Consider the following 26,260-nt stretch of genomic DNA (forward strand, 5'->3'; position numbering starts at 1 on the left):
GAGCAACGGTCAGGTGGTCAGTTTCCGTTGCCGGTTCGCTGCCCGCCGGATCTGAAGGATCCGGACACCGCCGACGAGCGCCATGACCACTGCACCGGCGATGGCGGCGAACAGCAGAGTGACACCGAGCGGGACCGTGAACTCCCAGACGAACAGTTCCAGGACGACGCTGTCGAGGTTCTGCAGGATGAACACGAGAAGCAGGACCAGAACGAGAATGCCGATGACCAGACCAGTCCACGTCGCCCCGGTACGGGTGTGCTTGATCCCCTTACCTCTCGCCACATCCGGCGGTATCCCGGAACCCGCGTCATGGGCGTGCGGGTCGGAAGGAGGCACCCCACCGCCCGGCGTCTGTCCTGCCGGCAGGTGCGGTCCGGCGTTCGGTGTTTCGTCCGTTGGGGGCAACATGGAACCCGATTACCCAGGCCGTCACCCCACCAACCGGGTCAGGGCTGTTCCCTCCGGCACGTCGGGATGTCGATCATCGCGGTGTGATCAACAGGGGCACGAACCGGTCGATCAACTCCTGGATGGGATCCTGCGCCACCGGCGGTGGTGGTGACGCCGGATCCTCCGCGAAGGCACCGAGAACGTCACCGGTGTGCTGGTCGGCAGTGCCGTACGTGTTGGCCGCTACCGAGAAATCGGGCCCGAACGACGCGGAAGCGACAACACTGGGCCCCAGGTCCGACCACCCCCACTTGGTTCCGGTCACCGACGGCAGCCGCCCGGTACCCCAGTTCTGATGGGTTCCGTCGGCGGCGACGGGGGCCGCGGTGGCCATCCACTCCAGAATGCGGCTGTCCGGATCGGTGGTCTTCTTCGCCTCGAGGAACGTCACGGTGTCGGCGGTGCTGGTAACCGCATCGCCCCAGAATCCGGAGCCACGGGTACTGGTCAGCCCATACTCGGCGGCGATCGCATCGATCGACTGCGGGTACTTGGCGTACGCCTGCGAGGCGGCGGAGTCGTCGCTGTCGCGGATCATCCGCTGCCCGAGCGCGAGGTCCTCGGGAGAGCCGTCGCCGTGCCGGAGCATGTAGTCGGCTACATACAGCTTCACGATCGACAAACCCGGCCGGGCTTCCCCCTGATTCGCCGTCCCGACGCGGGTTCCGCTCGGGGTGTGCATGAACGACAGCGCCGTCCGCCCCGGCACCTCGTCGATCCTGTCGGGCGCCGGAGCCGAATGGGCCGTCACTCCGGACGCGGACGCGACGAGCCCGGCCACCAACAGTGACAGCGCGGCGCGGCACGCCCACCTCTTCATAACGTGCGAGTACCCGGTTCCACCCGGGCTCAGCCGCCCGATCACCGGAAATCTGCCAATGCTCCCGGCCTCGATTCGGACTCTGCCTGATCATGGGCTCGACGCCATCGCCGAGAGCAACCGGCCGCTGACGCTTACGGAACTTGCGGCGAAGACGGGGCTTCCGCGGTCGACGGTCCATCGATTGATCCAGGCGTTCGAGCAAAAGCTGTACGTGGTTCGAGTGCCCGAACGCCCTGGATACGTTCTGGGGCCGGGGTTGTTCGGGATGAACGCGCACTTGCGGCTGCTGGCCGCCAATCGTGGCTCTCTGGTGTCTCTGGCGCGGTCGGTCAACGAGAACGTCGAGGTGGCGGTATTCAGTGGCCGGGAGGCGGTCGTGGTGGACCAGATCGCTGCGCCGGAGCGCCTGAAAGGTGTCACCAAGGTCGGGAAGAGCTTCTCGCTGCACGCGAGTTGTATCGGTGCGGCACTGCTGGCGCACCTCCCCGATGACCGAGTGGCTGAACTCCTGCCGCAACACCTGCAGCGGTTCACTGCGAATACCATCACCGATCATCAGGCGTTGACCGATCGGCTGGCCGAGGTGCGACGCTCTCATATTGCAGTCGACATCGAAGAGCACGACGTCGGAATCTGTGCCATCGCTACCGGCATGACCGGGCCGACAGGCGCAGTCCAGGCAATCGCCGTGGTGATGCCGACCCGTCGATTCAAGGAGAAGGCGCACATGGCAATTGACAGTCTGCAGCTGGCCAACCGACTTGTTCAGCCCAGCCTTGCTCGTGGTTAACTCCGGGTGAGCCAGCGAGCCTCCGAGGATGCCGGCGGCGACTAGAGCGAGTCCTCGGGTAAATGACGAGCGCCGCGCAGCAGGTACCCGGGGCCTGTCCCGCTCGCCATTTGCCAGTTCCGCGCTGCCACCAAGCGAGTAGCCTGACACTGCACCAGGGTCGGGATAAATCCAACACGAGAGGCTGACGCCGTGCGTCGTGCAGCAATTCGCCGTTCGTTCGTAGCCTGGGCCGCGGGATCCGTAGCGGTCCTCGCGATCCCGCTCTTTTCGTCCGCCACCGCGATGGCGGACCCGCCGCCGGTCCCGGCAGCGACGACCACGGCGTTCCAGGTCCCGGTGCGGTTCGTCGCAGGATGCCTGTTGCTGACCACGTTGGCCTGTGACTACCCGCCGCCGCTGTCGACCGTGACACCGTCAGCAACGACGGGTGCATCCGGCGTGGTGACCTTTGCGGCGGAGCGTTCAGCGACGACCGCGAGATACTGCGTCGACGTGTCGGTGAACTGGCGGAACCTGACAACCGGCGTCGCCGGCTCTACCGCCCTCCGACTCGTGGAGCCCGACCACAGTCGGCCCACCGCACCGGAGGATCGGTGCCGATACGCCCCCGCGACGGTCGTCACCGGCAGCGGCACGATCGCCGCGGTCGCCGACGTAGGCGCACACCCCCCGGTCGACGGGTACCAGATTCTGGTCCACCCGGGGCTCGGCACCTTCCCTGTCCCGTAGAGCATGTGTGCTAGGTGACCGGGTAGTGCGCCGGTCCGCCTCAGGCAGACGCTTTCACTCCGGCCGAAGGCTCGCCGGCCGGGGTGCCATCGGAGATGGCGTCGGCCGCCTTCGAGTTCGACGCGCGATCGGTGAGGTAGAGGACGAACACCGCCACCAGGCAGATTGCGGCCGCCGCGTCGAACGCGGTGAACAGACCCTGCGCTCCCCCGGAGGCCACCGCCGCACCGCCGATCACGGGGCCGAGGAAGGCACCGATGAACGCGGTGCCGTTCGACCATCCGAGGGCGGTGGCGCGGACCGGGAGTGGGTAGATGTCGGCTGTGGTGGTGTGGATGAGGTTCATGGTGGAGTGCCCGCCGATTCCCATAAGTGCGATGCACGATGCCGTTGTCACGATCGACGGGGGAAGCGCGAGCATTCCGAGTAATCCGGCGAGGGTGCAGGCCGCCGTGAGGACGGCGACGAGGGCACAGCCGCGCCGGTCGGCTGCCCAGGCGCTGAGGAACGAGCCTGCTACTGCTGCTCCGGTCAGGGTGAACGTGAACAGCAACGCTGTTCCCAACGAGTACCCGAGATCGACCATGGCCTGCGTGGCCCAGACGTTCAGCCCCTGCCAGGCGACCATGTTGGCTATCGCGCACAGGGCGATGACCGCGGCGATGAGCGGCGCACCACGTAGGAGAGAGGCCTATGCCGGCCCACACCTTCCGTTCCGCGCAGCACGATCGCCTTGCCGCACATACCGATTACTGGGAGTGGCAGCTCCATGCACGCTGCCGGAGGTTGGGAGCGACAACTTTCTTCGCTCCGGACGACGAGACCGGTGGCGAACGGGCCCGCCGGGAGCGCGATGCGAAGAAGATCTGTTCCTTCTGCGAAGGCCGCGCGGACTGCCGTTTCTCGCGGCGGGCCTGACTTTCAGCGCGGTCCTCGGAGCAGTGTCCGGTTCATCGCCACGCGTCGCGGCTGGTCGCCACCCCTACGCAGAACTGTGCCGGGTCCGCGCGGTGCCTGTTTCCCGAGTCGGTGCGCCGCTCGGCACCGTCGGTGCACACTGAACTCAGCCCCGCGGCCCGGATCGGTGCTCTTACCGGAACCGCGGTGGCGGTGCAGGAGGACCGGATGTTCCACCGCGGCGAGCACGCCGTCACCGAAGCCCACACGCTCGACGAGGACCTGCTCGTCGAGCCCGTGGTCCGCCGCCGCCCGTGGGTCGAATTCTTCACGTCGACGCCCGGGCGGCTGACCGTGCTGGGGATCGCGCTCATCGCCGCGGTCATCGCCGCGGGCGCCATCACCTCGGGGGCGGTCGGCGCGCGCCAACAGCGAGTCGAGACACTGCGCACCCACACCGAGCCCCTCGCAAACGCGGCCCAGGCGCTCTACAGCTCGCTGTCGATCGCCGACGCCGCCGCGACCACGTCGTTCGTCTCGGGTGGGGGTGGTGCCGAGTCGACTGCTGGCGCGGAGCAGTTCACCCAGGCGATCGGGGACGCGTCGAACGCGCTGGTCACGGCGACCAATGGGGTGTCGTCGCAGGACGCCGAATCGCTGGCACTGCTGTCGGACGTGGTGCGCGACCTCGCCGAGTACTTCAACCTCGTCGCCACGGCTCAGGCGAACGACCGGGCCGGTAACCCGGTCGGGGTGGCGTATCTGGCCGATGCGTCCGCGCTCATGCAGGCCACCATCCTCCCGTTGGCGGAGCGACTCTACGTCCATCAGGCCGAGGCGGTCGCCGAGATCCAGACGCACACCGCCCAGCTGCCCGCGACCGCCTTCACGGTGACCGCGGCCGCCCTCGTCGCCCTCGTCCTCGCCCAGCTGTACCTCGTCCGGAAGAGCAAGCGCCGGTTCAACCCCGGCCTCGCTGTCGCCACCCTGCTCATGGCCGTGCTTCTGCTGTGGCTGATCGGCGGAAGCCTGGTGTCGACGTCGGCGAGCGAACACGCGAGAACCGAAGGAACACAACCGATCAACGCGGTTGCCCGCGCTCGCATCCTGGCGCAGCAGGCCCGCGCCGACGAAACCCTCGCCATCCTGCAACGCGGTTCCGACACCCAGTCGGAAGTCGACTACGCGCGGCACTCCCAGGCCTTGTCCGACGAACTCACCCGGCAGCTGGAGAGCTCGCATGGTCGCGCCGCCGAGCAACACCTTCGCGACGCCGTGACGGCCCGCGACGGCTGGCTGGCCGCGCACCGGGACATCGAGATCGCCCTCGAGCGCGGTGACTACCCGACCGCCGCGGCGATCGCCGCCGGATCCGGCTCGGGCACGTCGTCGACGCAGTTCGCCGCCCTGGACGAGTCCCTCCGGAACGCGATCGACCGACTCCGCGACGACGAGGCCAACGCGGTGACGGACGTCTACCGGTCGATGTCGGCACTGGCAGTCGGTAGCATGATTATTGGCGTGTCCTGCGGATTCGCCGTCGGCGGGGGGATCTGGCCGCGACTGAACGAGTACCACTGATGACACAGGTGAGGCTTCCGAGACCGGGGGCGAGACCGCGTGCCCGGCACCTCGTCGGCGTACTCGCCGTCGCCGTGCTCGCCGGCTGCGCCGCACCCGACCCTCTCACCCCGACCGTCGCGGCCACGTACACCGCACGACCGATGACGGACGGTGCGCAGATCATCCCGCCCACGGACAGTCCGCCGCCGGAGCCACCGCTCCCCGAGTCGTGTGGGGCGCTCGCGAGCCTGCGCCCCGGCCCGCAACCCCCGCCCGGGCAGATGCCGCCCGGTGGATCACTTGCCGAGATCGCAGGGCGGGGCCGGTTGATCGTCGGCGTCGACCAGAACACCAATCTGTTCAGCTTCCGAGATCCGACCACCGGCACCCTGCAGGGGTTCGAGATCGATGTGGCGAAGGAGATCGCCCGCGACATCTTCGGCGATCCGACGAAAGTCGAGTTCCGGCTACTCACCACCGCCGGCCGGTTCTCCGCACTCGAGAACAACGACGTCGACGTCGTCGCACATGGATTCTCGATCACGTGCGAACGCGCCCAACGCGTCGGTTTCTCCACCGAGTACGTCCGCGCCTTCCAGCGTATTCTGGTCCCTCGCGGTTCCGACATCGCCGGACCGGCGGACCTGGCCGGAAAACGGGTCTGCACCTTCCTCGACACCACCTCGCTCGGCACCGTCCAACGAGTCGCGCCGGACGCCACGATCATCGCGGTCCCCAACTGGGACGACTGCCTCGTCACCATGCAGAAACGGCAGGCCGACGCGACCAGCACCTCCGACTCGCTCCTCGCCGGGCTCGCCTCCCAGGACCCGAATTTTCAGATCGTGGGGCCACGGCTGGAGACAGAAGAGCACTGGGCGATCGGTGTCAACAAGTACAAGGAGGACCTGGTGCGGTTCGTCAACGGCACCCTCGAACGCATACGCGCCGACGGAACGTGGATGCGCGTGTACGACCGGTGGCTGGCCACACCACTCGGGCCGATCGCGGGCCCACCCCCGGCCACGTATCGCGATTGAGGGTCGACGCGGACATCGGACGTGCTGGAAAGTTGTTGCGACACTGAGCGCGCCCACCACCGATCCCGAACCTCCGACGGTGTGGGGAAGGCCCACGCATTCTGGCTGAAAACCCCCCGGCGAGTCGTATCCCGGACTGCCTGATCTCGACCCGACGGGATACGGCCCGCACCCTCCACGGTAAACCGCCTCCGGACGGACCTCAATAGCCAGTACGACGGCGGTTTCCGTCGTTAACCGGGACCGTCATTGCACCGGCGTCGCACCAGCTTCGGGGCGGGCTAGTTGATGCGTGGCCTCCGGACGCGTTCGGCGTTGCGCGGCGGGAAGGGTTCGCCATTGTTGTATTCGCGTTCGAGGACGGTGAGGTAGTGGGCGAGGGCTTCGTCGACGAGGCTGGACCAGCTGTTGGGGGCGCCGGCGATGTGGCCGATGGCGGCGACGGCATTCTTGCCGTTTTCGACCTTGGCGCGGTTGATGAGGACGGATTCCTGCTTCTTGTCTGCGGGGACCCGTCTGGTGGTCTTCTTTTCCTCGCCGAGGGCCACCGGTTCGGCTGTGGTGGCTGCTTCTTGTGCGACGTCCACGCCCTGTTCGACGAGGTTCGGCAGTCGTCGCTTGCGGCGTTCGAAGGGGTTGCTTGCGAGTCCTGCGACGTCCACGCCCTGTTCGACGAGGTTCGGCAGTCGTGGCTTGCGGCGTTCGAGGGGGTTGTTGGCGAGTCCGGGTTTACGTGTCACGCTCGTCAGGAGGTCCTTGTGACCGGTTGTCGAGTACGTCCCGTCCTGGTGGGCGCCTGTGCGGGGCTGGGGGCGGCGTGCGAGGGGGTTGTTGGCGAGTCCCGGCTTACGTGTCACGCTCATCGGGGGTCCCTTTCGACGAGTTCTTGGGCGGCGTCGCGGTAGGCGCGCGCTGCGGAGGAGGACGGTGCCCACCTGACGACGGGTTCTTCGGCGCTGTAACTTTCGCTGACGCGGACGGACTTCGGGATGATGGTGTGCATCGTCTGATCGGGGTAGGTCTCGCGGAGCGCGGCGAGGACCTGCTGGTCGATGACCTGGCCGAGTTCGACGCGGCCGCACAGAATGTGATTGAGCCGTGCAGTGGGATTGAGCAACTCGACCTGCTCGGTGATGTAGTTCTCGATCCGCATGAGCGCTTCGAGTTCCATGGCTCCCGTCATGACAGCGGCAAGCACTTCGGTGCAGGCGACGAGTGCGCTGATGGTCAGGTGGTCGAAGTCTCCGGGGCAGTCGAGGAGGTTGAAGTCGACGTCGGGGGCGCCGGCGAGGGCTTTGCGCAGGACGCCGTGTGCACCGGGCTTCTTGAGGAAATAGGGCCCGACGGAATCGAGTTCCTTGGTGGCGGGAACGAGGTGGATCCCGGACGCGGTGATGGTGGTGGCATCTTCGATGCTCGCCACCAGCATGAGTACCGACAGGACATCGTTGTCGACGGCTTCGGGCGTGGCGCCGAGCCAGGTGGTGGCGTTGCATTGTGGGTCGAGGTCGACGACGCGGACGGTGTAGCCGGCTTCGACGAGGGCTTGGGCGAGGTTGACCGCGCTCGTGGTTTTGGTGGAACCACCTTTATGGTTGACCACTGCGATGGTGCGGGTCATGTGGGCCTGTCCCTTCGTGTAAATATAGTGACCTAGCTCAAGATACTTAACTTGGTCGAGGCACGCGGATGACCCGCCGATCCGAGCGCGGAACCCTCGACCTCTGTGTGACGGCGGCTACACGGGTGTGAACTACAGCCGCGTCAGGTGGGAGTGCGGCCTGAACGATTCGGCCTGCCCCGCCGGCCCGCCCGCCAGGCACTCCCCCGGTGGTCCGACTACCGACGTGGTTCTACAGCGGCTACCGGTAGCGTGCTCCGCATTTCATCGGATGCAGATGTCGTGAACCGCCGCACACAAGTCGAGTGGCGTGTGAGAACGAACGAGTGGCACTCGGCGAACAGAGATCTCCTGGTGCTCCTCGGCCCTAGAATCGAGCGATGGACAGAACCGACCGCGCCAGCCGGGTGATCGCGGCATCACCGGCGACTGTCTACGGCGCCCTCCTCGACCGGGAGTCCCTCGAGGCCTGGTTGCCGCCGGACGGCATGCGCGGGCGGGTCGAACGGTGGGATCCTCGGCCCGGTGGTGGATTTCGGATGGTCCTCACCTACCTCGACCCTGCCGACAGTCCCGGCAAGACTTCGGATACGACGGATGTCGTCGATGTCGGATTCGCCGACCTGGTGCCACCGGAACGCGTGGTGCAGCTGGCGGTGTTCGAAGCTGACGACCCGTCGTACGCGGGCACCATGACGATGACCTGGCACCTCGCTGCCGCCGGTGACGGGACCGAGGTGACCGTCACCGCCACGGACGTGCCACCCGGCATAGACCAAGCGGCACACGAGGCCGGGATCGCCTCCTCGCTGGCGAACCTGGCATCGTACGTCGAAGGATCCCGCTGATCAGGTCGGCTGCGACTCGGGCCGGGCCCTACACGACCTGCTTCTCGGCTCGGGCGGTCAGCGGGTATGCCTCGACGAGCTTGTCCAGTTCCTGGTGGTACGACTCCACGTTGGCGACCTTGATCTGTTCGTACCCACGGATGAGGTCGGGCAGTCCGGCGATCTCCACCGCGGCGGTCAGGCTGTGCGGGTTGAGTAGGTGGAGGAGTCGCTCGATGGTTTCGCGGTATTCGGTGATCAGCTCGCGTTCCATCTTCCGGATGTGGTGGTAGCCGAACACATCGAGCTTGGTACCGCGGATCTTGCGCATGCGGTGCAGGGTCCGGAATCCGGGGTTGATCCAGGATCCGAGTGAGAGCTTGTTCTTCATCCCCATGGCGCGCAGCAATGGGGGGTGTAGCCGGACGGACCGTTTCGCGCTCGCACCGAAGGCGTTTTTGACGGCGGCGTCGAAGGCTGGATCCAAGGCCAGGCGTGCGACTTCGTACTCGTCCTTGTAGGCCATGAGCTTGAACAGGTTCTTCGCGACTGCCTCGGTCAGCGCGGTGGAGTGTCCGGTCAGCGCAGCCTCCTGCCTGCGTACCGATTCCACGAACTGCGCGTAATCGCGGGCGTAGTCGGTGTCCTGGTAGTCGATGAGTTCGGCGGTGCGCAGCCCGACGATGCGAGCGAGTTCGGAATCGGCTGCGGCCCGGACCGTGCCGGCGAGGGCGAGGGCCTGGGGGGACGGGGCGATCGGTTCGAAGTCGGCCCGCCGGTTGCCGTCGATGGCGGCGGTGAGGGCTTCGGGGTCCGCGATGACCTGGCGGCCGCGGCGGAATGCCTGCAGGTTCGCCTCGATCGAGACACCGTTGAGGGTGATCGCCTGTTCGATTGCGGTCGCAGCGATGGGGAGGACACCGGTCTGGAAGGCGGCTCCGATCAGGAGCATGTTCGTGTACTGCTCGTCGTCGAACAGCTCACGCGAGAGCAGGGCCGGGTCGAGGTAGATCGCGCGGGAGGTGGCACCGTCGATGGCGCTACGAATGGTGCTCAGTTCCGGGAAATGCACTGCGGTGTCGACGATCATCTGACCGGTGGGGATTTCGGTGGTGGAGACGACGGCGACGGTGTCGGAGCTGTTGGCCACCTTCAAGTTGGCGGGGTCGGTGGCGACGAGGGAGTCGCAGCCGAGGTAGAGACCGCAGCGGCCCTCGCCGATCTTCGAGGCGCCCTCGCGGGGTTCGGCGCTGATCTTCAGATCCGACACCACGGCGCCGCCCTTTTGCGCCAGGCCGGTCTGGTCGAGGCTGCGGACGAACTTTCCATCGATCACGGCGGCGGTGGCCAGGATCTGCGCGACGGTAATGACACCGGTGCCGCCGACGCCCATGATCCGCATCCCGAACTGACCGTCGATCGCCGGCACGTCGGGCTCGGTGATCAGGTCGGCGGCGATGGCCGGGACGGGTGTGCGTTGTTCCTTCGGGCCGGGGGTGATCGTCACGAAGGACGGGCAGTCCCCTTTCAAGCAGGAGTAGTCGAGGTTGCAGGAGGATTGGTGGATCGTGGTCTTGCGGCCGAATTCGGTGTCGGTGGGGTGCACCGACAGGCAGTTGGACTTCTCCCCGCAGTCGCCGCAGCCTTCGCAGATGCGTTCGTTGATCATCACCCGGGTGGTCGGGGTGGGCAGTGTGCCGCGCTTGCGTTTGCGGCGCTTCTCGGCGGCACATTCCTGGTCGTGTACCAGGACGGTGACCCCGGGGATCGCCGCCAGTTCCGTCTGAACGTCGACGAGGTCGTCCCGGTCCCGGATCTCGACGCCCTTGGGGAGTTTCAGTGAGCTGATGCGCCTACGGTCTTCGGTGGTGACCACTACCTTCTCGACGCCTTCGGCGAGGAGCAGCCGGGTGATCCGGTCCAGCGGCATGGCGCCGACCGGGTCCTGTCCGCCGGTCATGGCGACGGTGGCGTTGTAGAGCAGCTTGTAGGTCACGTTCTCTCCGGAGGCGACGGCAGCGCGCAGCGCCAGGCTGCCCGAGTGCATGAACGTGCCGTCGCCGATGTTCTGGATGAGGTGGTTCTCCTCGAGGAACGGGGCCATGCCGATCCATTGGGCGCCTTCGCCGCCCATCTGGGTCAGCCCGATCACGTCGCCGACCTGTTTGTCGTCCATCATCATCACCATGGCGTGGCAGCCGATTCCACCGCCGATCAGCGTGTCGGGTGCCACTTTGGTCGAGGAGTTGTGCGGGCATCCCGAGCAGAAGTAGGGGGTGCGGTTCAGCAGCGGCAGTGCGATCTTCGAGGTCCGGGGGCGCTGCTTCCACTGCTGGACCGGTTCGATGCAGTATTCGTCGCCCAGTCGGCGGCTGAGGGCGTTGGCGATCAGGTCGGCGTCGAGCTCTCCGAAGATGTTGACCAGGGATTTGCCGTTCGGGTCGGTCTTACCGATGACAACCGGGGCGTTGGCTCGCCGGTAGAGGATGTCGCGGACCGCGGTCTCGAGGAACGCCCGCTTCTCCTCGAGGACGATGATCTCGCCGAGCCCCGCAGCGAACCGGTGCACGATCTCGGGGTCGACGGGGTAGATCATGCCGAGCTTGAGGATGCGGATCCCGTACCGGCGCAGGTCTGCAGGTCCGAGACCGAACAGTGAGAGTGCCTCGCGCAGATCGAGATACGTCTTCCCGGAGGTGACGATGCCGATCCGGTCGTCGGGCCCGGATTGCACGATGTCGTTCAGTGTGTTGATGCGAGCGTAGTCGAGCGCGCGGGGCAGTCGGTCCATCATCTGGCTGCGTTCGAGGGTGAGCAGGTTGGGGCCGACGAGGTTGGCGTTCGGGGTGTACGTACTCGGTCCGATATCACCGAAGCTCGGGTCGATCCGGTCGGGATGCACAACGGCGGAGCTCGCGCCGTCGGCGACGGCGGTGACGATTTTCAGTCCCGACCACAGGCCGGTGAACCGGGACAGGAACGGTGCATGCAGCCCATAGTCGAGCACCTCCTGGGAATCGGCCGGGTACAGGGTGGGGATGAGCAGATCCGCCATGGCGACCTCGGACGCGCACGCCAGGCTCGAGGACTTCCCGCCCGGGTCGTCGCCGACGAGGGCGACGGCGCCGCCGTGCGGGTCGGTTCCGACGAGGTTGGCGTGCCGGATGGCATCGGAGGCGCGGTCGAGTCCGGGGGACTTGCCGTACCAGTACCCGGTGACCCCGTCCGAACGCAGGTGTCCGATCTGCGGTGCCATTTGGGTGCCGAGCACGGCGGTTGCGGCCAGTTCTTCGTTGACACCGGGACGGTGCACGAGGTCGTACTCGTCGAGAATCTTGCGTTTGCGGGCGATCTCGAGGTCGTACCCGGCCAGCGGTGATCCTTCGTAGCCGGAGACGAAGGACGAGGTGCGGTGACCGTGCCGCCGGTCGAGGATGGCCCTGTCCCGCAGCACGCGTACCAACCCCTGGATGCCGGTCAGGTAGACCGATCCGTCTTCGAGGACGTAGCGGTCGTCGAGGGAGAACGTGGGCGGGCGGGTCTGCGTGGTGGAGGACAAGGCTGTGTTCCTTCGTGTGATGTCGACGTCGGCGGTCAGGCGGGGGCAGTGCCCGGGGTCAGCCCGGCGACGAGTTCTTCCAAGGTTGCGGCCGCGTCGATGCGGTCGATGAAGGCGACTTCGGTGCGGTGGGCGTTTTCGCAATGCTCGACGACCCGTGGGACGTCGAAGAACGGGAGCACGCAGACACCGTCGATGTCGGCGACGACGTAGTCGCCGGGGTTGACCTGATGCCCGCACAACGAGACCGGACCGTTCATCTGCACGGTCTCGTAGCGGTAGCGGGCGGCGGCGGGATTCCGGGTGGCACTCCACACCGGCAGACCACTGGCGAGGATCGAGGCGGTGTCGCGGATCGCGCCGTCGACGACGCATCCCCCGATCTGCGCTTTCACCGCCCAGCGGGCCGACAGGGCGCCCATCACCGAGCCGGACCGCGATCCCGAACAGTCCATGACAGCGACGTCGCCGGGGCGCCCGAGGCCGTAGAGGTCGCGGTCGCCGAAGGTGGTGCCGCGCCTGCTGTCGCGGTTGCCGGTCACGTCCCCTCCGAGGGGCACATACCGCAACGTCACCGCGGGGCCGCACATTCGCGCCTGTGCCGAGACGGGTGTCAGGTCGGTCGCAGTGATCGCGGTGCCGATGCCCAGTTCGTCGAGGGCGTCGGCGACGGCGGATGCCGTGTCCGGTATCGCAAGTAACCGGGACGCATAGTCTTCGACGTAGCGCGGGATGTCGGTGGTCAGGATCTTCGACGGCGGAACGGTGCCGGTCATGCGCGCGCGGCTGTCGGTGAGGTCGGTGTCAGCCACGGCCTGCTCCTTCCATCACGACACGCCGCGACGTCGGCAAGGTGCGCCGGCGGGCCGCCTCGTAGGTGTCGATGTCCTCGACGTCGCGCAGGGTCAGGCTGATGTCGTCGTAGCCGCCCAGCAGTCGCCAGCGGGCATTGTCGTCCAGGTCGAACGGGTAAATGGCATCGCTCGCACGGACCTCCCGTCGGACCAGGTCGACGGTGACGGGATTCCCGGGTCTGCTGTCGATCGTGTCCCAGAGTTCGTCGATCACCGACTGCGCGAGCGTCACCGTCAGCAGCCCGTTCTTCAGGGAGTTGCCGTGGAAGATGTCCCCGAACCGCGGGGCGAGAACGGCTTTGAAGCCGAAGTTCTGCAACGCCCAGACCGCCATTTCCCGGGACGATCCGACGCCGAAGTTCTCCCCGGCCACCAGGATCGACGCGTTCCGGTAGGCGGGTCGATTGAGCACGAACTCCGGGTCGAGGCGCCAATCGTGGAGTAAGGCATCCTCATAGCCCTGCTTGGTCACCCCGGTGCAGAAGCGCGCCGGAATGATCTGGTCGGTGTCGACATCGGAAATACGCAGCGGCGCAGCGATTCCGGTGTGTTCGGTAAAACTCTTCATGGGTGGTCAGTCCTCCAGGTCTGCGGGCGCCGTGAGACGTCCGGTGATCGCGGTCGCGGCAGCCACTGCGGGTGACACCAGGTGTGTCATCACACCCCGCCCCTGCCGGCCCTCGAAGTTGCGGTTGTTGGTCGACGCCGCCCGCTGGCCCGGCCGCAGTCGGTCGTCGTTGAGCGCAACGCACATCGAGCACCCGGAGTACCGCAGCGGGGCACCGGCAGCGGCGAAGATCTCGTCGAGGCTTTCCTCGACGGCCTGGGCGCGGACGGCCTCCGACCCGGGAACGACGAGAACGTCGACACCGGGTGCGATGCGCCGACCCTCCCACACGGCGGCCACCTCCCGCAGGTCCTCGATCCGGCCGTTGGTGCACGAACCGATGAACACCGCATCGACCGCGATGTCGCGCAGCGGCGTTCCCGGAGTCAGCTGCATGTAGGCCAGAGCGCGTTCGGCGGCGGCGCGATCCACCACGTCGACGAAGGTGCCCGGGTCGGGGACGTCGGCGTCGAGTGGCAGGGACTGGGCAGGAGTCGTCCCCCAGGACACCCGAGGAGCGATGGTGGCGGCGTCGAGGTAAACCTCCTTGCCGAAGACGGCGTCCTCGTCGGAATGGAAGGTGCGCCAGTACGCGGCCTCCTCCGCGAACGCGGCCCCGGACGGCACGTGCGGGCGGCCGCGCAGATACTCGATGGTGACGTCGTCGGGGGCGATGAGACCGGCCCGGGCTCCGGCTTCGATGGACATGTTGCACACCGTCATCCGGCCTTCCATGGACAAGGCACGAATGGCCTCACCCTGGTACTCGATGACGTGGCCCTGCCCGCCGCTGGTACCGATGTGTTCGATCACCGCGAGGATGAGGTCTTTCGCCGTTGCTCCGGGTGGCAGCTGACCTTCGACGACCACGCGCATGTTCTGCATCGGCGCCATCGGCAGTGTCTGGGTGGCGAGAACGTGCTCGACCTGGCTGGTGCCGATACCGAAGGCGAGAACTCCGAAAGCACCGTGGGTGCTGGTGTGCGAGTCACAGCAGACCAGCGTCATCCCGGGCTGGGTCAGTCCGAGCTCGGGACCGATGACGTGCACGATCCCCCGCGCGGAATCCCCGAGCGAGTACAACTCGATACCGAAATCCCGGCAGTTACGCCGGATGTGGTCGAGCTGCTCGACCGCGCCCGGGTCGGTGATAATCCGCAGCACGTCGTCGGTCGGTGTGTTGTGATCCTCGGTGCCCAGGGTCAAGTCAGGGCGGCGGACGGTGCGGCCGGCGGCACGCAGACCGGCGAAGGCGGCGGGGGTGTTCACCTCGTGCAGCAGGTGCATGTCGATGTAGACCAAGTCCGGTTCACCCTCGGCGGACCGCACCACGTGGCTCCTCCAGATCTTGTCCGCAAGTGTGTAGCCCATGATCAGCACTCATTCCTTCCTAGCCACGTTCCACCATCGACCCACAGTGGTGAGGTGGAGTGTGCAGAGCGGTCGTCCGTGGATCGGACCGCCGTGCTCGATGTGACCCATAACATATGCAGACCTGTACCGTGAGATAAACACACGCACAAAAAATGATGCCAAGTGCTCAACTACCGGCGACCTCGGAACAACCGGATGCGCATCTGGACTACTTTCCCGCCCTCACGACAGGAGTACCAATGGACGGCTTCGACAAACTCGACCTAGACATCCTCCGACTCATCGTCGAAGAACCCCGCGCAGGCGTGCGCGAGTACTCCCGAAGACTCAACATCGCCCGCAACACCGCCCAGGCCCGGATCACCAAACTCGAAAAAGCGGGCGTGATCGTCACCTGGCGCCCTCAAATCAATCTCGCCCCGCTGGGATACGCCGTCATGGCGTTCGTGCACGTCCACATCGCCCAGAGCCAGGTCAACGAAACCCTGGAACGGCTGACCGCGATCCCCGAACTCATCGAGGCCAACACCGTCTCCGGTGAAGGAGATCTACTGTGCCGCTTCGTCGCCCGAGACAACTCCCACTTCGAGGACGTCCTCCAGTCGGTCATGAAGACCGAAGGCGTCCTGCGCACCCGCTCCGAGATCGTCCTGAGCCGGCGCATCTGGCCCCGAACCATTCCGATCGTGGAGAAACTGCGGGCAGAAAATTGATCTGCCGGATCCCGGGACAGCCGAGCTTCTGGCTCGCTGCTCGCGATTCAGTTGAACCATCCGCCACGCGAGGGCCGGGATACTGAGCTATTGGCTCAACGGCCCTGACCGCGACTGGTTCACGTTGAGCAACTGGATGCTTTCTCGGCGAGGCAGTTGATTCTGTGACCGCCGTCACCCTTCAATGGCGGGGCACGGCAACGCCACATGCGGTCCCCGACGGATCAGGCGTCGCCGCCATCGGCTCACTGCCACCGGTTCACACCGGCAGGCGGCTCGGATCCCCGGGCATCCACCGAAAGGGTTACCTCCGATGCTCTACTTCATCTCGATCGCGGCGTTGATCGCCCTGTTCGCGATCGGCACCATGACACCCATCAACATGGGGGTCTTGGCGTTCGCCGCCGCCTTCGTGATCGGCGGCTGGCTGTCCGGACTATCCATGGACGACATCTTCGGGTTCTTCCCCGGCAGCATCTTCACCATCATCGTCGGGATCACCCTGCTGTTCGGGATCGCCCGGGTCAACGGCACCGTCGACCTCCTCGTGGGCGGCGCACTCAAACTCGTCCGAGGCAAACGCTGGGCCATCGTCTGGCTGATGTTCCTCCTCGGCGCCGGCCTGATGACCATGGGCTCGGTGCTGGCAGTAGGGATGCTCGCCCCCATCGCCATGCCGATCGCCAAGCGCTACAAGATCGACCCCCTGCTGATGGGCATGATGATCAGCCACGGCGTACTCGGTGCGGCCTTCTCCCCGATAACCGTCTACGGCGCATTCACCAACGGCTGGCTCCAGTCCGCCGGCCTACCCACCAACCCCCTCGCCCTGTACGTCATCCCCCTCGGACTCAGCTTCCTGCTCGCGCTGGCGCTTTTCCTCGTCCGCGGCCGTGACCTGCTCCGCGCCGACGACCAAACCATCGATGTCGATGACCTCACCGCCGACAACCCCACCGTCGCAGGCAGTCCCGCACCGCAACCACGCGGCGGCGACCTCGTCACAACCGGAGCGAGCGCCGGCCAGCACGCCACCTCCGCCCGACACGGTGCCGGCCCCATGGTGCTGACCACTGGATCGCCGCAGCCCGGACGCGAACCGGACCGGCTCGACGAGATCGAATCCACCGGATTCACACCGCTGCGCGTACTCACCCTGCTCGGCATGGTCGCCCTGCTCATCGGATCCGCCGTTTTCCAGATCGACGTCGGCGTCTGTTCGATGGTCATCGCGGCCATCCTCCTCGTCCTCGCACCCAACAAGCACAAGCCCGCCGTCAACAACGTCACCTGGTCCGCGGTACTCCTCGTCTGCGGAATGCTCACCTACATGAGCGTGCTCAAGGCCAACGGCACTCTCGAGTTCCTCGGTGACGCGGCCGCCTCCCTCGGCTCTCCGCTCCTCACGGCCTTGATCCTCTGCTACGCCGTCGCCGCCGTCTCCGCCGTCGGCTCGTCCATCGGAACCCTCGGCATCGTCCTCCCCCTCGCCGCACCGCTCCTGATGATGGGCGAGGTCGGCCTCATCGGATTCGTCGCCGCCGTCTCCTTCTCCGCAGTCATCGTCGACGTCAGCCCCCTGTCGAGCAACGGCGTCATGGTCCTCGCCAACGCCCAGGTCCCCGACCGCGACAAGTTCCAACGATCGTTGTTCAAATACACCGGTTACGTCGCCCTCGTCGCCCCGATCCTCGCCTGGCTCCTCGTCGTCCTTCCCACCTCCCTGTAGCTTCAGACCATCAATCTGCCGCGATATCGAAGCGCCGGTCACCCCGTGTGGCCGGCGCTCCTTCGTGACGGAAGCAGAGATCGCTCGTACACACGGAATCGATGTAGCGAGACACCGACACGCAGTGCATCACCGAGTTCCGCTGTCTTCTCGCTCATCTCGGTCACGCGTTCCCACCTTGTCCTCGTCAGGCCCCGGGTCCTGTCAGCTGCCAGCCGCGGCGCGCGGCAACGAAACCGGAGACCGCTCCGAGGACTGCGCTGATGATCAGACCGGCTGCGAGAAACGGGATCGGGCTCACGGATTCCATGTGACCCACGCTTCCGCCGACGCCGAGCGGTTCATAGCTGCCGACGTAGAGGTGCACCGGGTACGACAGCCACCACGCGAACATACTGGTACACACCAGTCCCGCTCCGAGTCCGAAGGCCGTTCCGATCAGTATCAGTGTCCGCACAAGATCAACTTCGCGTTTCCGAGCAGTGTTGTTACTGCGGCACCGCCGAGTCCCGACCGGCGCGCCCACGATGTTTCGATCGACTCTGTCAGCTGAACTGCTCCATCCGTTGAATCGTCATGCTGGTTCTCCTACTTCGTCGCGCGGCCCCTCGTGGCCACTGGTCTTCCCAGGACGGAGCCGGACCGTCGGTGAGGTCTACCACGACCCACAACGACCTGGCGGCGACTATCTCAGGCCGGACACCGAGCCCATGGCAGGCTGGGACGAGGTGGGGTGCTGATTCACACGGCCACCCTCGGCCCGACCATCCGAGGTGAGGCGCACAGATGAAAGGGGACGTCGCCGATGACCGTCCGCACCGTGAACACAGAGGCAGGGCGACTCTCCGGTGACCACACCGACGGGGTCGCCCGATTCCTGGGAATCCCCTACGCGGCAGCTCCAGCGGGCGAACGCCGATTCGCACCCCCTGGTCCTACCGAGCGATGGGCAGGGACCAGGAACGCCACCGGTTACGGCGCTACCGCACCCCAGCCGGCATTGCACCCCGCTCACGCGAATCTGGCGCCGCTGATCGGGCCTGGATGGGTCGCCGGAGACGGCGACTACCTCAATCTCAACGTCTGGACACCCGACCCCGGCACGGGTGGGCTTCCGGTGATGGTCTACGTCCACGGCGGCGGGTTCATGATCGGCTCGGGTGCCGCCCCCGCCTTCGACGGCACCTCGTTCGCGCGCGACGGCGTCGTCCTGGTCACCGTCAACTACCGACTCGGGGCGGAGGGCTTCCTCGCACTGTCCGGTGAGGTCGCGAACACGAACATCGGATTGCGTGATCAGATCGCGGCCCTGCGCTGGGTTCGCGACAACATCGCCGGGTTCGGTGGGAACCCGGACAACGTCACCGTCTTCGGCGAATCGGCCGGCGGCTCCTCGGTCGCGTTCCTGCTGCGCTCCCCGCTGGCCGCCGGACTGTTCCGGCGCGCGATCGTCCAGAGCGGACACGACGAGATGGCCCGCCCGCTCGAGGTCACCGAAGAACTCACGAAGGCACTCGCCTCCCGGCTCGGAACCTCCCCGACCACAGACGCATTCCGAGCATTCTCTGCCCCCGACCTGCTGCGCGCACAGGCAGCTCTGCTCAGAAACGAACCCCACCCAGACCTGCGCGACGGCAACGGTGTCGACCCGGGCCACCGTCGTGCACTGTTCCTCCCCACCACGGGTGACGACGTCCTCCCCGCCCCGGTCGGAGTCCCGAGCACACATTCGCGCGGCGTCGACCTGCTGATCGGCACAACACTCGAGGAGGCCAACCTCGGTTTCGGTGCCGACGAGTTCGCCGCCTTCGACGCGCATGACGCCGTAGCCGACCTGGCCGCCACCTACCCCGATGCCGAAGCGCTCCTCGAACGACACGGTCTCCACGACCCGGCCGTCACCCCCGCGCGTGCACTCACAGCCGCCTACACGGACCTGATGTTCCGATCACCGAGCCGCCGCACCGCCCGCCGCCACCCAGGCCCCACCTACGTCTACGAATTCGCATGGCGATCACCACTGCACGGCGCCGCACACGGCCTCGACGTCCCCTTCGTCTTCGACACCACACAGGCATGCCGCGGCCTCATCGGCGATGACGCACCCGGCGCCCTCACCCACGCGATGCACCAAGCCTGGCTCGACTTCGCAACCCACGGAGATCCCGGCTGGCCCACCTACGACGACGCCAGAAAAGCGATGAGGTTCGATGCCGGCCCGCACCTGTGCGAGGACACCGCTCCCGACGACACCGGCGCCGAATACCTGCCCTGATCCAGGCCGGCGGGAGCGCGGCACCGGCGGTATCGGCGTCCGGCGCGGGACCGGACGCCGATACCGTTCACGTCAGTCCGAAGCCGTGTCGGTGGCCCGGCCGAGGTGGCGGGCGAAGAACCGGGCCGAGCTGTCGCGTTCGTATTCGGGTACCGGGTAGTGCCTGCCCGGGTAGGCGTGCAATGTCTTCTCCTTCGAGGCGAAGGCGTCGAACAACGCGACCCCAGAGGCGCGCTCGAATTCCTCGTCGTCCCAGGGAATCCGGTACTCGACCGGGACGGTGATCTTTCTTGCCGCCTCGATCAGAGCGTCGCACACGAAAACCCCACCGAAGCTCACGGCAGCGATCCGGGATTCGACCGCCGTCAACATCAGCCCGGTCACGACACCCAACGTCATGCCGCCGTAGCCGATCGGCGCTTCGACGCCGATCTCGGGCAGCGCCTGCAGTGCGTCCAGAGTCGCCTGCCATTCCGGCACCGCACGCTCCGCCAGCGACATGTTGTAGTCGATCACGATCGGGGCGATCGGCTCGCCCACCGCCCGGGCCTGATGGATCGCCTCGGCCCACCGCTGATCCTGAAGGTTTCGCGGCCGGTCACCATGTCCTGGTGCGTCGATGGCGGCGACGGTGTACCCATAGGTGGTCACGCAGTGGAGTGCACCGGCTACCAGCCCCGGTGCCTTCTTGTGCATGCCGCCGGAGTGCCCCGACAGCAGCAGCGGTGCGCCGACGGTTCCGGATGTGGGCGACCAGAGCACGCCGGTGATCTCATCCAGAGTGAATGTACGTTCGATGACACCGTTCGACGATGTCTCAGAGGTGAAATGCATGGTGTTGCCTTTCGGGATTGCCTTGTTGTCGAGGCGCTCCCGGCGACACCTATGTCAATCGCCGAACCGTGAACACGAGTGGGAGCACCCACATGGTTACTGCATTCATGGGTCTCACCTCCTCGCGTGATGTCACGGTTTCGCGCACGCTATCAACCTGAACCGAATCCCGTCCAACCTATTTCCTGCACGCGAGGGCCGATCGCTGATGGGCCGCGCCGGAATTCCTACAGGTCAATGGAGGGTGGGTCGGTAGATGAGCTCTTGGATGTGACCGTCCAGCGTCCGGTTCTCGAGCAGTTCCAGGTCGAAGTCGGCCCCACCCTGGAAGATCGGGTCATCACCAGTCTGGCCGGTGATCACAGGGAAGAGCGTCACCTGCAGGCGGTCGACGAGGCCGGCGGCCATCAGCGCCCGATTCATCGACAGGCTGCCGTGCGAGCGCAACGGCACCTCGGACTCCTTCTTGAGCCGGGCGACGACGTCGACGGCGTCACCGCTCACGACGGTCGCGTCCGGCCAGTCGAGAGGTCCTTTCAGCGTCGTCGACACCACCGTCGCCGGCAGGCTCCTCATCCGGGTGACCCATGGGTCACGCACTTCGGACTCCTCGGTGCTCGAGGCCAGCATCTGCGCGAACGCCCGATACGTGTTGGCCCCGAATATCATCCGCTGCTCCGCGCCGTACAAGGCAAGGCGGTGGTCGAGCAACTCGGGGCCTTGCTTGCCCCAGTAGCCGCCCCAGTCGCCGCCGCTGATTCCGCCGAAGCCGTCGAGGCTGGAAAAGACGTCGAAGGTGTAGGTCGCGGTCATGTCGTTCTCCTCGAGTGTGGTTGTGATCGGTGTAGGTACAGACTGGGAACCACTGCGAAACTCATCGCCGTCGGAGTGGGCGACTGTGGTCGCAACAAGAGTGTCGCGTCCTTCGTGCCGGCTCGCCGCCTCGCACGTGGCGGGCGAGGCGGCGAGATCGGTCTGTGCGGTGAACCGTCAGGCTCAGCCCTTGATGAGGTCGTCGATCTGGCCGATCGCCTGCGAGGCACCCTCGACCACACCCATGTCGAGCACCTGCTGGAGACCTTCGGCGGTTGCGTAGGTACTGACGTAGGTCGCGATGGTGCTGCCGTCCTTCTCCTCGAAGGAGAACTCGTTGGTGGACACCGGCATCGATTCGATCGGGGTGAAATCCGCATCGGCGAATCCGTCGGTGAAGGTGAAGCCGGTCGGCTCATCGACGGAGACGATGTTCCAGTAGCCCGCATGCTTGTCACCCTCGGGTCCGGTCATGTAGTAGGTGACCCGACCGCCGGGAGTGAACTCGTGGTCGACCACCGTCGCCGGGTACGTCGGCGGACCCCAGATCTTCTCGAGCTGGCGAGGATCGGCATAGATCTGCCAGATCCGCGCGCGGGGCGCGGCGAACTCGGCGGTGATGGTCAGGGTCAGTGCGTCGATGTCGTGGCTGACATTGGTGACAGGCATCGTTCATTCCTTCCGTTGGGGTTCTGTCGCGATCAGTTCGTCGATGCGCGCGATTCGCCCACGCCAGACGTGTTCCAGCTCCGCGAGCATGGACGACACCGCGCGAACTGCGTCCACATCGCCCGTGGCGAGTTGTTCACGGCCGCTGCGTCGTTTGACGAGTAGGCCGGACTTCTGGAGAACGGCGACGTGCTTCTGTACCGCAGCGAAACTCATGTCGTACTTCGCTGCCAGTGCCGAGACGGAATGCTCGCCGGCCAGCACGCGACGCATGATGTCGCGCCTCGTTCGGTCGGACAGCGCGTGGAACAGGGCATCGGCCCGGTCCTCATCTGTTTCTGACACACCCAAAACATACAACCGATCGGTTTTATGTGCAAGGCCCCTTCGACTCTCAGGTTGAAGATATTGCATGCGGCGCGCCGACGAGAGCGATCTAGCTCGGGGATCCGCCGACATCGATCGAGATCCACAGCGGTGCGAACATCAGGCAGAGACCGGTGAAGCCCAGCAACACCGTGAGCGGCGGCGGTATCGCCCACGCCACCCAATACCCCACCGTTGGGCCAAGGACACCCGGTGCCCGGTCTGCGATCCTGCAAACTGGCCCAGCAGAGCGGCCACCAGCTCATACCAGGGCTCCTCACCCGCGGCCGCCGTTCCGGCGTCGTCAAGGTTCGGCACGGATCGCATCGTCCCATTGTCCTCCGCAGGATTCATCCGTGCTGGTCGCCGACGGTTTCGCACACAAGTTTCGACACGCCACGTATCTCCGTGGGGGCGCGGCCAGGCACGGGCGCACCTCATCCTTCGCGACGGGCCAGTGCGTCCATTTTCGGTCTCCTCCGTCTGATCTGGTACCCATCCCCACGGATCAAGGAGTCACCATGACCAACGCCGACAAGTTCGAAAACCCTACGACGGATCGGACGGACGCAAACCCACGGACTGCGGCACCCACGTGTTGCAGCACCGAACGACAAGCCACCTGCTGCGACCTCAGCGAGAAGTCGACGTGCTGCGGTCCGACGGCGACGGCCGGCGACGGATGCGGCTGCCAGTAGCCCTCAGGTGACAACGGTGCGGTGCGAGCGAAGATGGCTCGCACCGCACCGCAGTCTTGTCAGCGTGACCTCGCCCGGTCGCCCCGTCGCCGTCACCAGAGATGATTCGCCGGTCTACTCGTCGTCCGATGGCGTGGCTCCGCAGGCGCAGGATCCGCTGCGGGGCTGGTAGTCGTGGACATGGCCGGTGCGATCCTGGCTGATCTGACAGCACGCGTGCAATTGGGCCTGGAGGGCGGCGCGGCCGCGTTGGACCCGGGATTTCATCCCGGACACCGAGATTCCCACCTCGCTGGCGGCGGCGGCGTTGGTTCGGGCGTCGAGGTCGACCATCCTCACCGCCGCGGCCTGCTCGGCGGGCAGCCCGGAGAGCATCGGCACCAGGCGGGAGGCGAGTTCCTTCTCCGCCGTCTCGTCGGCGTCAGGTTCTCCGTCGGGTCGGTTGTCGGAGACACTGTCGACAGCCAGCTCGCGGCGGTGGGGTGCGGACCGGTAGTAGTCGGTGATCGCGTTGCGGGTGATGGCATACATCCACCCGAGGATTCGGTCCTGCTCCCGCAGGTTGTCGAGGCTCTTGGCCATCCGCAGGAACACGATCGACAGAATGTCGTCGGCGTCCTCGGGACGGGAGACCCGGCGGGCGATGAAGGCCCGCAAGTCGCTCGAGAAGCGGCGCCAGAGCTGGTCGAGATCAGCTGGTGCCGGCTGGGGTGTCGTCGCGGTGGTGGCCGAGTCCTCGTTCATGATCTGTGGTTCCTCTCCGTCTTTCAGGATCCCCGCCTTACGGCGCGGTCGCGACCCCCTGAGGGCGTCCTCTCTCAGGTACGGACGACGGTGACCGCGGTCGGACGCACCTGCGTCCGAATCCGAAGTTCCTCGTCTGTATGGGTGTCGATGTCGATTCCGGATGCTCCGGTTCGACGTACCAGTAGAAGCACGGTGAGGAGGTGAGAGCAATGCTGACTACACATCTGTTGTCGGGCCTGACCAGTGAAGAGGTCGATCTGATCGTGGCGGAGGAGCTGCAACTGCTCGACGCCGCCGCATGAGCGTCATCGACGCCCGCACCGGGCGCATCTGCTGACCACAGCGCTCTCCTAGCCTCTACCCCTCCATCGGGTAGGGGCTTGGAGAGTGCCCGGCTCCGGACGGACATCGAACACCCAAAACCCGCCCCGTCCCCGTGGGATGGGGACGGGGCGGGTTCGTTGTCAGCGGGTGCGCGCTGACCGAATCATTCGGGTGACGACGGGAACGGCGGTCACCACCGCCCACAAACCGATCGCCGCGACCAGGGCGGTAAGAGTGTCCCCGGCGGTGGCGGTGCCGAGCACGTGGCCGCGCAGGGCGTCGGTGGCGTGCGCAACCGGATTCACTGTCGCCATGGCCTGCATCCAGCCGGGCATGGTCTCGATCGGCGCGAACGCACTCGAGACGAACATCAGCGGCATCATCACCATCATCCCGGCGAACTGGACCACGTCCGGCCGGCGGAGCCGGTCCCCGATCAGCCCGAAGAGGGCGCTCATCGCCCCGGCCAACACCACCAGCACGACAACCGCGGCGACAGCATCCCCTGCGGTGCCGTGGAACTCGAAACCCAAAGCGACGGCGGCGATCCCGAGCAACACAGCCCGGGCGAGGGTGAAGACGGCCTCGTTGATGGTGCGAGCCACCCCCGGCAGCGCCGTCCGCATCGGCAGGGCCGCGAAGCGGTCATGCAGGCCGTTGGTGTGATCGATCGCGGCGGAGACTCCGGCGTTGGTGCCGGCCATCACCGTGGAGACGGCGAGCATCGCCGGGGTGAGGAAGACGATGTAGCTGACCCCGGCAGGAAAGCCCGGTCCTGCGGCGACGCTGCGGAACACCTGACTGAACAGCACCAGCATCGCCATCGGCATGGTCAGCGAGAACATCAACAGCTGCGGAACGCGGGCGCTGGTGCGCAGGTTCCGGACGGTGAGTGCGGCGAGCTGGTCCCCGACCGAGGGACGCCCTACCGAAGGGGTGGCTGTGGTGGTGCGGATGGTGGTCATCGGTGGGCTCCGGGGGTGTGGGCGAGGTGGGCGAAGACGTCGTCGAGGCTCGGTGAGGTCACGTCCAGGTCGGTGACCTCGATGCCGCCGCGGTGCAGGTCGGCGACCAGCGCGGTCGCGGCGGGGGCGTCGTCGACGGTGACGGACACCCGCAGGCGGTCGCCGTCGACCCGCGGATCGGTGTCCGGGATGAATGGCAGCGCGGCGAGCTGACCGGCGGGGATGGTGGCGCTGAGGACCTTGCCGCCGACGATCCGTTTGAGCTCGGCGGGGGTGCCGCGGGCGGCGACCCGGCCCCGGCGCAGGACCACGATGTGGTCGGCGAGCCGGTCGGCCTCCTCGAGGTACTGGGTGGTGAGCACGACCGTGGTGCCCGCGTCGGTGAGCTCGTCGACGACGTTCCACAATCCGGCGCGGGCGAGGGGATCGAGACCGGTGGTCGGCTCGTCGAGGAACAGTACCGACGGGGAGCCGACGAGGCTGGCGGCCAGACGACCCGGCGGCGCGAGCCCCCGGAGAGTTCCCCGACCCGCCGGGACGCGTATTCCTGCAGCCCGAGCCGGTCGATCAGCGCGTCGGCCCGGGCGGTGCGGCGCAGCCCGGTCAGTCGGCCGATCAGCTCCAGATTCTCTCGGGCGGTGAGGAATTCGTCGAGACCGGCGTATTGGCCGGTCACGCCGATCCGGCGGCGGACCTCGGTGGCGTGGACGACGACGTCGAGGTTCTCAATCTGCACGCGGCCGGCGGTGGGGCGCACCAGGGTAGTCAAGGTGCGGATCAAGGTGGTCTTGCCGGCACCGTTGTGGCCGAGCACCCCGAGCGTAGTCCCGGCGGCAGCTTCCAGGTCGACGCCGTCGAGGGCCCACGTCGTGCCGTAGGCGACGTGCAGATCCTCGACCACGACGGTCGGCGCTCTCATCGCACACCCCCGAACCGGTAAGCGGCGGGGCGGGCAGTCGGGTGGATGGTCATCGGAGGTTCCTCTCG

At 66.6% G+C, this 26,260-nt stretch carries 25 protein-coding genes and 1 pseudogene; 9 read left to right on the top strand and 17 right to left on the bottom strand.

Going from position 1 to position 26,260, the window contains the following annotated elements:
• Nucleotides 1–9: 9 nt before the first annotated feature.
• Together ACNJ7E_RS17240 and ACNJ7E_RS17245 are read right to left on the bottom strand one after the other, a co-directional pair.
• A complete protein-coding gene (locus ACNJ7E_RS17240; protein WP_280782807.1) occupies nucleotides 10–411 on the bottom strand; it encodes a LapA family protein in 402 nt (133 codons plus the stop codon).
• A gap of 73 nt (nucleotides 412–484) precedes the next feature.
• Entirely contained in the window at nucleotides 485–1,273 is a 789-nt protein-coding gene (locus ACNJ7E_RS17245; protein ID WP_280782808.1) for a hypothetical protein, read from the bottom strand.
• A 58-nt stretch (nucleotides 1,274–1,331) separates the two neighbouring features.
• On the opposite strand from ACNJ7E_RS17245, the gene ACNJ7E_RS17250 reads away from it, so the two are divergent.
• Nucleotides 1,332–2,066: an IclR family transcriptional regulator gene (locus tag ACNJ7E_RS17250; protein WP_280782810.1), complete on the top strand. Its 735-nt coding sequence runs from the start codon at nucleotides 1,332–1,334 to the stop codon at nucleotides 2,064–2,066.
• A gap of 192 nt (nucleotides 2,067–2,258) precedes the next feature.
• Nucleotides 2,259–2,798 (top strand): hypothetical protein, encoded by a 540-nt coding sequence (locus ACNJ7E_RS17255; protein ID WP_280782811.1) that lies wholly within the window; start codon nucleotides 2,259–2,261, stop codon nucleotides 2,796–2,798.
• Between the two features lie 40 nt (nucleotides 2,799–2,838).
• On the opposite strand, the gene ACNJ7E_RS17260 is transcribed toward ACNJ7E_RS17255, so the two are convergent.
• Complete coding sequence (locus ACNJ7E_RS17260; protein ID WP_348539650.1) at nucleotides 2,839–3,462, bottom strand: MFS transporter; 624 nt, start codon at nucleotides 3,460–3,462, stop codon at nucleotides 2,839–2,841.
• Between the two features lie 29 nt (nucleotides 3,463–3,491).
• Here ACNJ7E_RS17260 and ACNJ7E_RS17265 point away from each other — a divergent pair, with 29 nt between their 5' ends.
• The 3 genes from ACNJ7E_RS17265 to ACNJ7E_RS17275 all read left to right on the top strand — a co-directional run bounded on the left by ACNJ7E_RS17265 (nucleotide 3,492) and on the right by ACNJ7E_RS17275 (nucleotide 6,298).
• Nucleotides 3,492–3,716 carry a WhiB family transcriptional regulator gene (locus ACNJ7E_RS17265; protein WP_280782812.1) on the top strand — a complete coding sequence of 75 codons (225 nt, stop codon included), beginning with the start codon at nucleotides 3,492–3,494 and terminating at the stop codon, nucleotides 3,714–3,716.
• Between the two features lie 111 nt (nucleotides 3,717–3,827).
• The gene (locus ACNJ7E_RS17270) at nucleotides 3,828–5,276 is read left to right on the top strand and encodes a hypothetical protein (protein ID WP_280782813.1); all 1,449 of its coding nucleotides are present in this window, start codon (nucleotides 3,828–3,830) and stop codon (nucleotides 5,274–5,276) included.
• Entirely contained in the window at nucleotides 5,276–6,298 is a 1,023-nt protein-coding gene (locus tag ACNJ7E_RS17275) for a glutamate ABC transporter substrate-binding protein (RefSeq protein WP_280782814.1), read from the top strand. Before ACNJ7E_RS17270 ends, ACNJ7E_RS17275 begins: the two co-directional genes overlap by 1 nt.
• 281 nt (nucleotides 6,299–6,579) lie before the next feature.
• On the opposite strand, the gene ACNJ7E_RS17280 is transcribed toward ACNJ7E_RS17275, so the two are convergent.
• Together ACNJ7E_RS17280 and ACNJ7E_RS17285 are read right to left on the bottom strand one after the other, a co-directional pair.
• Nucleotides 6,580–7,161: a hypothetical protein gene (locus tag ACNJ7E_RS17280; RefSeq protein WP_280782815.1), complete on the bottom strand. Its 582-nt coding sequence runs from the start codon at nucleotides 7,159–7,161 to the stop codon at nucleotides 6,580–6,582.
• A complete protein-coding gene (locus ACNJ7E_RS17285; RefSeq protein WP_280782816.1) occupies nucleotides 7,158–7,919 on the bottom strand; it encodes a ParA family protein in 762 nt (253 codons plus the stop codon). The genes ACNJ7E_RS17280 and ACNJ7E_RS17285 overlap by 4 nt, the downstream gene beginning before the upstream one ends.
• A 380-nt stretch (nucleotides 7,920–8,299) precedes the next feature.
• Between ACNJ7E_RS17285 and ACNJ7E_RS17290 the strand changes: the two genes are divergently transcribed.
• Nucleotides 8,300–8,767, top strand: coding sequence for an SRPBCC family protein (locus ACNJ7E_RS17290; RefSeq protein WP_283353066.1), 468 nt, complete (start codon nucleotides 8,300–8,302; stop codon nucleotides 8,765–8,767).
• A 28-nt stretch (nucleotides 8,768–8,795) separates the two neighbouring features.
• Here the strand turns inward: ACNJ7E_RS17290 and ACNJ7E_RS17295 are convergent, their stop codons facing one another.
• The 4 genes from ACNJ7E_RS17295 to leuC are packed head-to-tail and all read right to left on the bottom strand — an operon-like array spanning nucleotide 8,796 to nucleotide 15,137.
• Nucleotides 8,796–12,305 (bottom strand): indolepyruvate ferredoxin oxidoreductase family protein, encoded by a 3,510-nt coding sequence (locus ACNJ7E_RS17295; RefSeq protein ID WP_418340520.1) that lies wholly within the window; start codon nucleotides 12,303–12,305, stop codon nucleotides 8,796–8,798.
• Between the two features lie 35 nt (nucleotides 12,306–12,340).
• Nucleotides 12,341–13,117 (bottom strand): RraA family protein, encoded by a 777-nt coding sequence (locus tag ACNJ7E_RS17300; RefSeq protein ID WP_280782819.1) that lies wholly within the window; start codon nucleotides 13,115–13,117, stop codon nucleotides 12,341–12,343.
• Nucleotides 13,110–13,727 carry a 3-isopropylmalate dehydratase small subunit gene (gene leuD, locus ACNJ7E_RS17305; RefSeq protein ID WP_418340521.1) on the bottom strand — a complete coding sequence of 206 codons (618 nt, stop codon included), beginning with the start codon at nucleotides 13,725–13,727 and terminating at the stop codon, nucleotides 13,110–13,112. The genes ACNJ7E_RS17300 and leuD overlap by 8 nt, the downstream gene beginning before the upstream one ends.
• Before the next feature lie 6 nt (nucleotides 13,728–13,733).
• Entirely contained in the window at nucleotides 13,734–15,137 is a 1,404-nt protein-coding gene (gene leuC / locus ACNJ7E_RS17310) for a 3-isopropylmalate dehydratase large subunit (RefSeq protein ID WP_418340522.1), read from the bottom strand.
• A 242-nt stretch (nucleotides 15,138–15,379) separates the two neighbouring features.
• On the opposite strand from leuC, the gene ACNJ7E_RS17315 reads away from it, so the two are divergent.
• Nucleotides 15,380–15,853, top strand: a complete 474-nt coding sequence (locus ACNJ7E_RS17315) for an Lrp/AsnC family transcriptional regulator (RefSeq protein ID WP_011593973.1) — start codon at nucleotides 15,380–15,382, stop codon at nucleotides 15,851–15,853.
• Nucleotides 15,854–16,166: 313 nt separating this feature from the next.
• Nucleotides 16,167–17,582 (top strand): SLC13 family permease, encoded by a 1,416-nt coding sequence (locus ACNJ7E_RS17320; RefSeq protein ID WP_280782822.1) that lies wholly within the window; start codon nucleotides 16,167–16,169, stop codon nucleotides 17,580–17,582.
• 187 nt (nucleotides 17,583–17,769) lie between these two features.
• Here ACNJ7E_RS17320 and ACNJ7E_RS17325 read toward each other — a convergent pair whose 3' ends face one another.
• On the bottom strand, nucleotides 17,770–17,988 hold the full coding sequence (locus tag ACNJ7E_RS17325) for a hypothetical protein (RefSeq protein WP_418340523.1): 219 nt from the start codon (nucleotides 17,986–17,988) through the stop codon (nucleotides 17,770–17,772).
• Nucleotides 17,989–18,402: 414 nt separating this feature from the next.
• Between ACNJ7E_RS17325 and ACNJ7E_RS17330 the strand changes: the two genes are divergently transcribed.
• Entirely contained in the window at nucleotides 18,403–19,857 is a 1,455-nt protein-coding gene (locus ACNJ7E_RS17330; protein WP_418340524.1) for a carboxylesterase/lipase family protein, read from the top strand.
• A gap of 72 nt (nucleotides 19,858–19,929) precedes the next feature.
• Here ACNJ7E_RS17330 and ACNJ7E_RS17335 read toward each other — a convergent pair whose 3' ends face one another.
• The 7 genes and pseudogenes from ACNJ7E_RS17335 to ACNJ7E_RS17365 all read right to left on the bottom strand — a co-directional run bounded on the left by ACNJ7E_RS17335 (nucleotide 19,930) and on the right by ACNJ7E_RS17365 (nucleotide 26,192).
• Nucleotides 19,930–20,691 (bottom strand): alpha/beta hydrolase, encoded by a 762-nt coding sequence (locus ACNJ7E_RS17335; RefSeq protein ID WP_418340525.1) that lies wholly within the window; start codon nucleotides 20,689–20,691, stop codon nucleotides 19,930–19,932.
• A gap of 234 nt (nucleotides 20,692–20,925) precedes the next feature.
• On the bottom strand, nucleotides 20,926–21,504 hold the full coding sequence (locus ACNJ7E_RS17340; RefSeq protein ID WP_418340526.1) for a dihydrofolate reductase family protein: 579 nt from the start codon (nucleotides 21,502–21,504) through the stop codon (nucleotides 20,926–20,928).
• A 183-nt stretch (nucleotides 21,505–21,687) separates the two neighbouring features.
• Complete coding sequence (locus ACNJ7E_RS17345) at nucleotides 21,688–22,173, bottom strand: SRPBCC family protein (protein ID WP_283335774.1); 486 nt, start codon at nucleotides 22,171–22,173, stop codon at nucleotides 21,688–21,690.
• Between the two features lie 3 nt (nucleotides 22,174–22,176).
• On the bottom strand, nucleotides 22,177–22,518 hold the full coding sequence (locus ACNJ7E_RS17350; RefSeq protein WP_280782828.1) for an ArsR/SmtB family transcription factor: 342 nt from the start codon (nucleotides 22,516–22,518) through the stop codon (nucleotides 22,177–22,179).
• Nucleotides 22,519–23,351: 833 nt separating this feature from the next.
• Nucleotides 23,352–23,981, bottom strand: a complete 630-nt coding sequence (locus ACNJ7E_RS17355; protein WP_418340527.1) for a sigma-70 family RNA polymerase sigma factor — start codon at nucleotides 23,979–23,981, stop codon at nucleotides 23,352–23,354.
• A 467-nt stretch (nucleotides 23,982–24,448) separates the two neighbouring features.
• Complete coding sequence (locus ACNJ7E_RS17360; RefSeq protein WP_418340528.1) at nucleotides 24,449–25,273, bottom strand: ABC transporter permease; 825 nt, start codon at nucleotides 25,271–25,273, stop codon at nucleotides 24,449–24,451.
• Nucleotides 25,270–26,192, bottom strand: a pseudogene (locus tag ACNJ7E_RS17365) (ATP-binding cassette domain-containing protein). The gene ACNJ7E_RS17360 and the pseudogene ACNJ7E_RS17365 overlap by 4 nt, the downstream one beginning before the upstream one ends.
• Nucleotides 26,193–26,260 lie beyond the last annotated feature (68 nt).

Source organism: Rhodococcus mengyinensis (assembly GCF_048381435.1).
GTDB lineage: Bacteria > Actinomycetota > Actinomycetes > Mycobacteriales > Mycobacteriaceae > Rhodococcus_F > Rhodococcus_F opacus_D.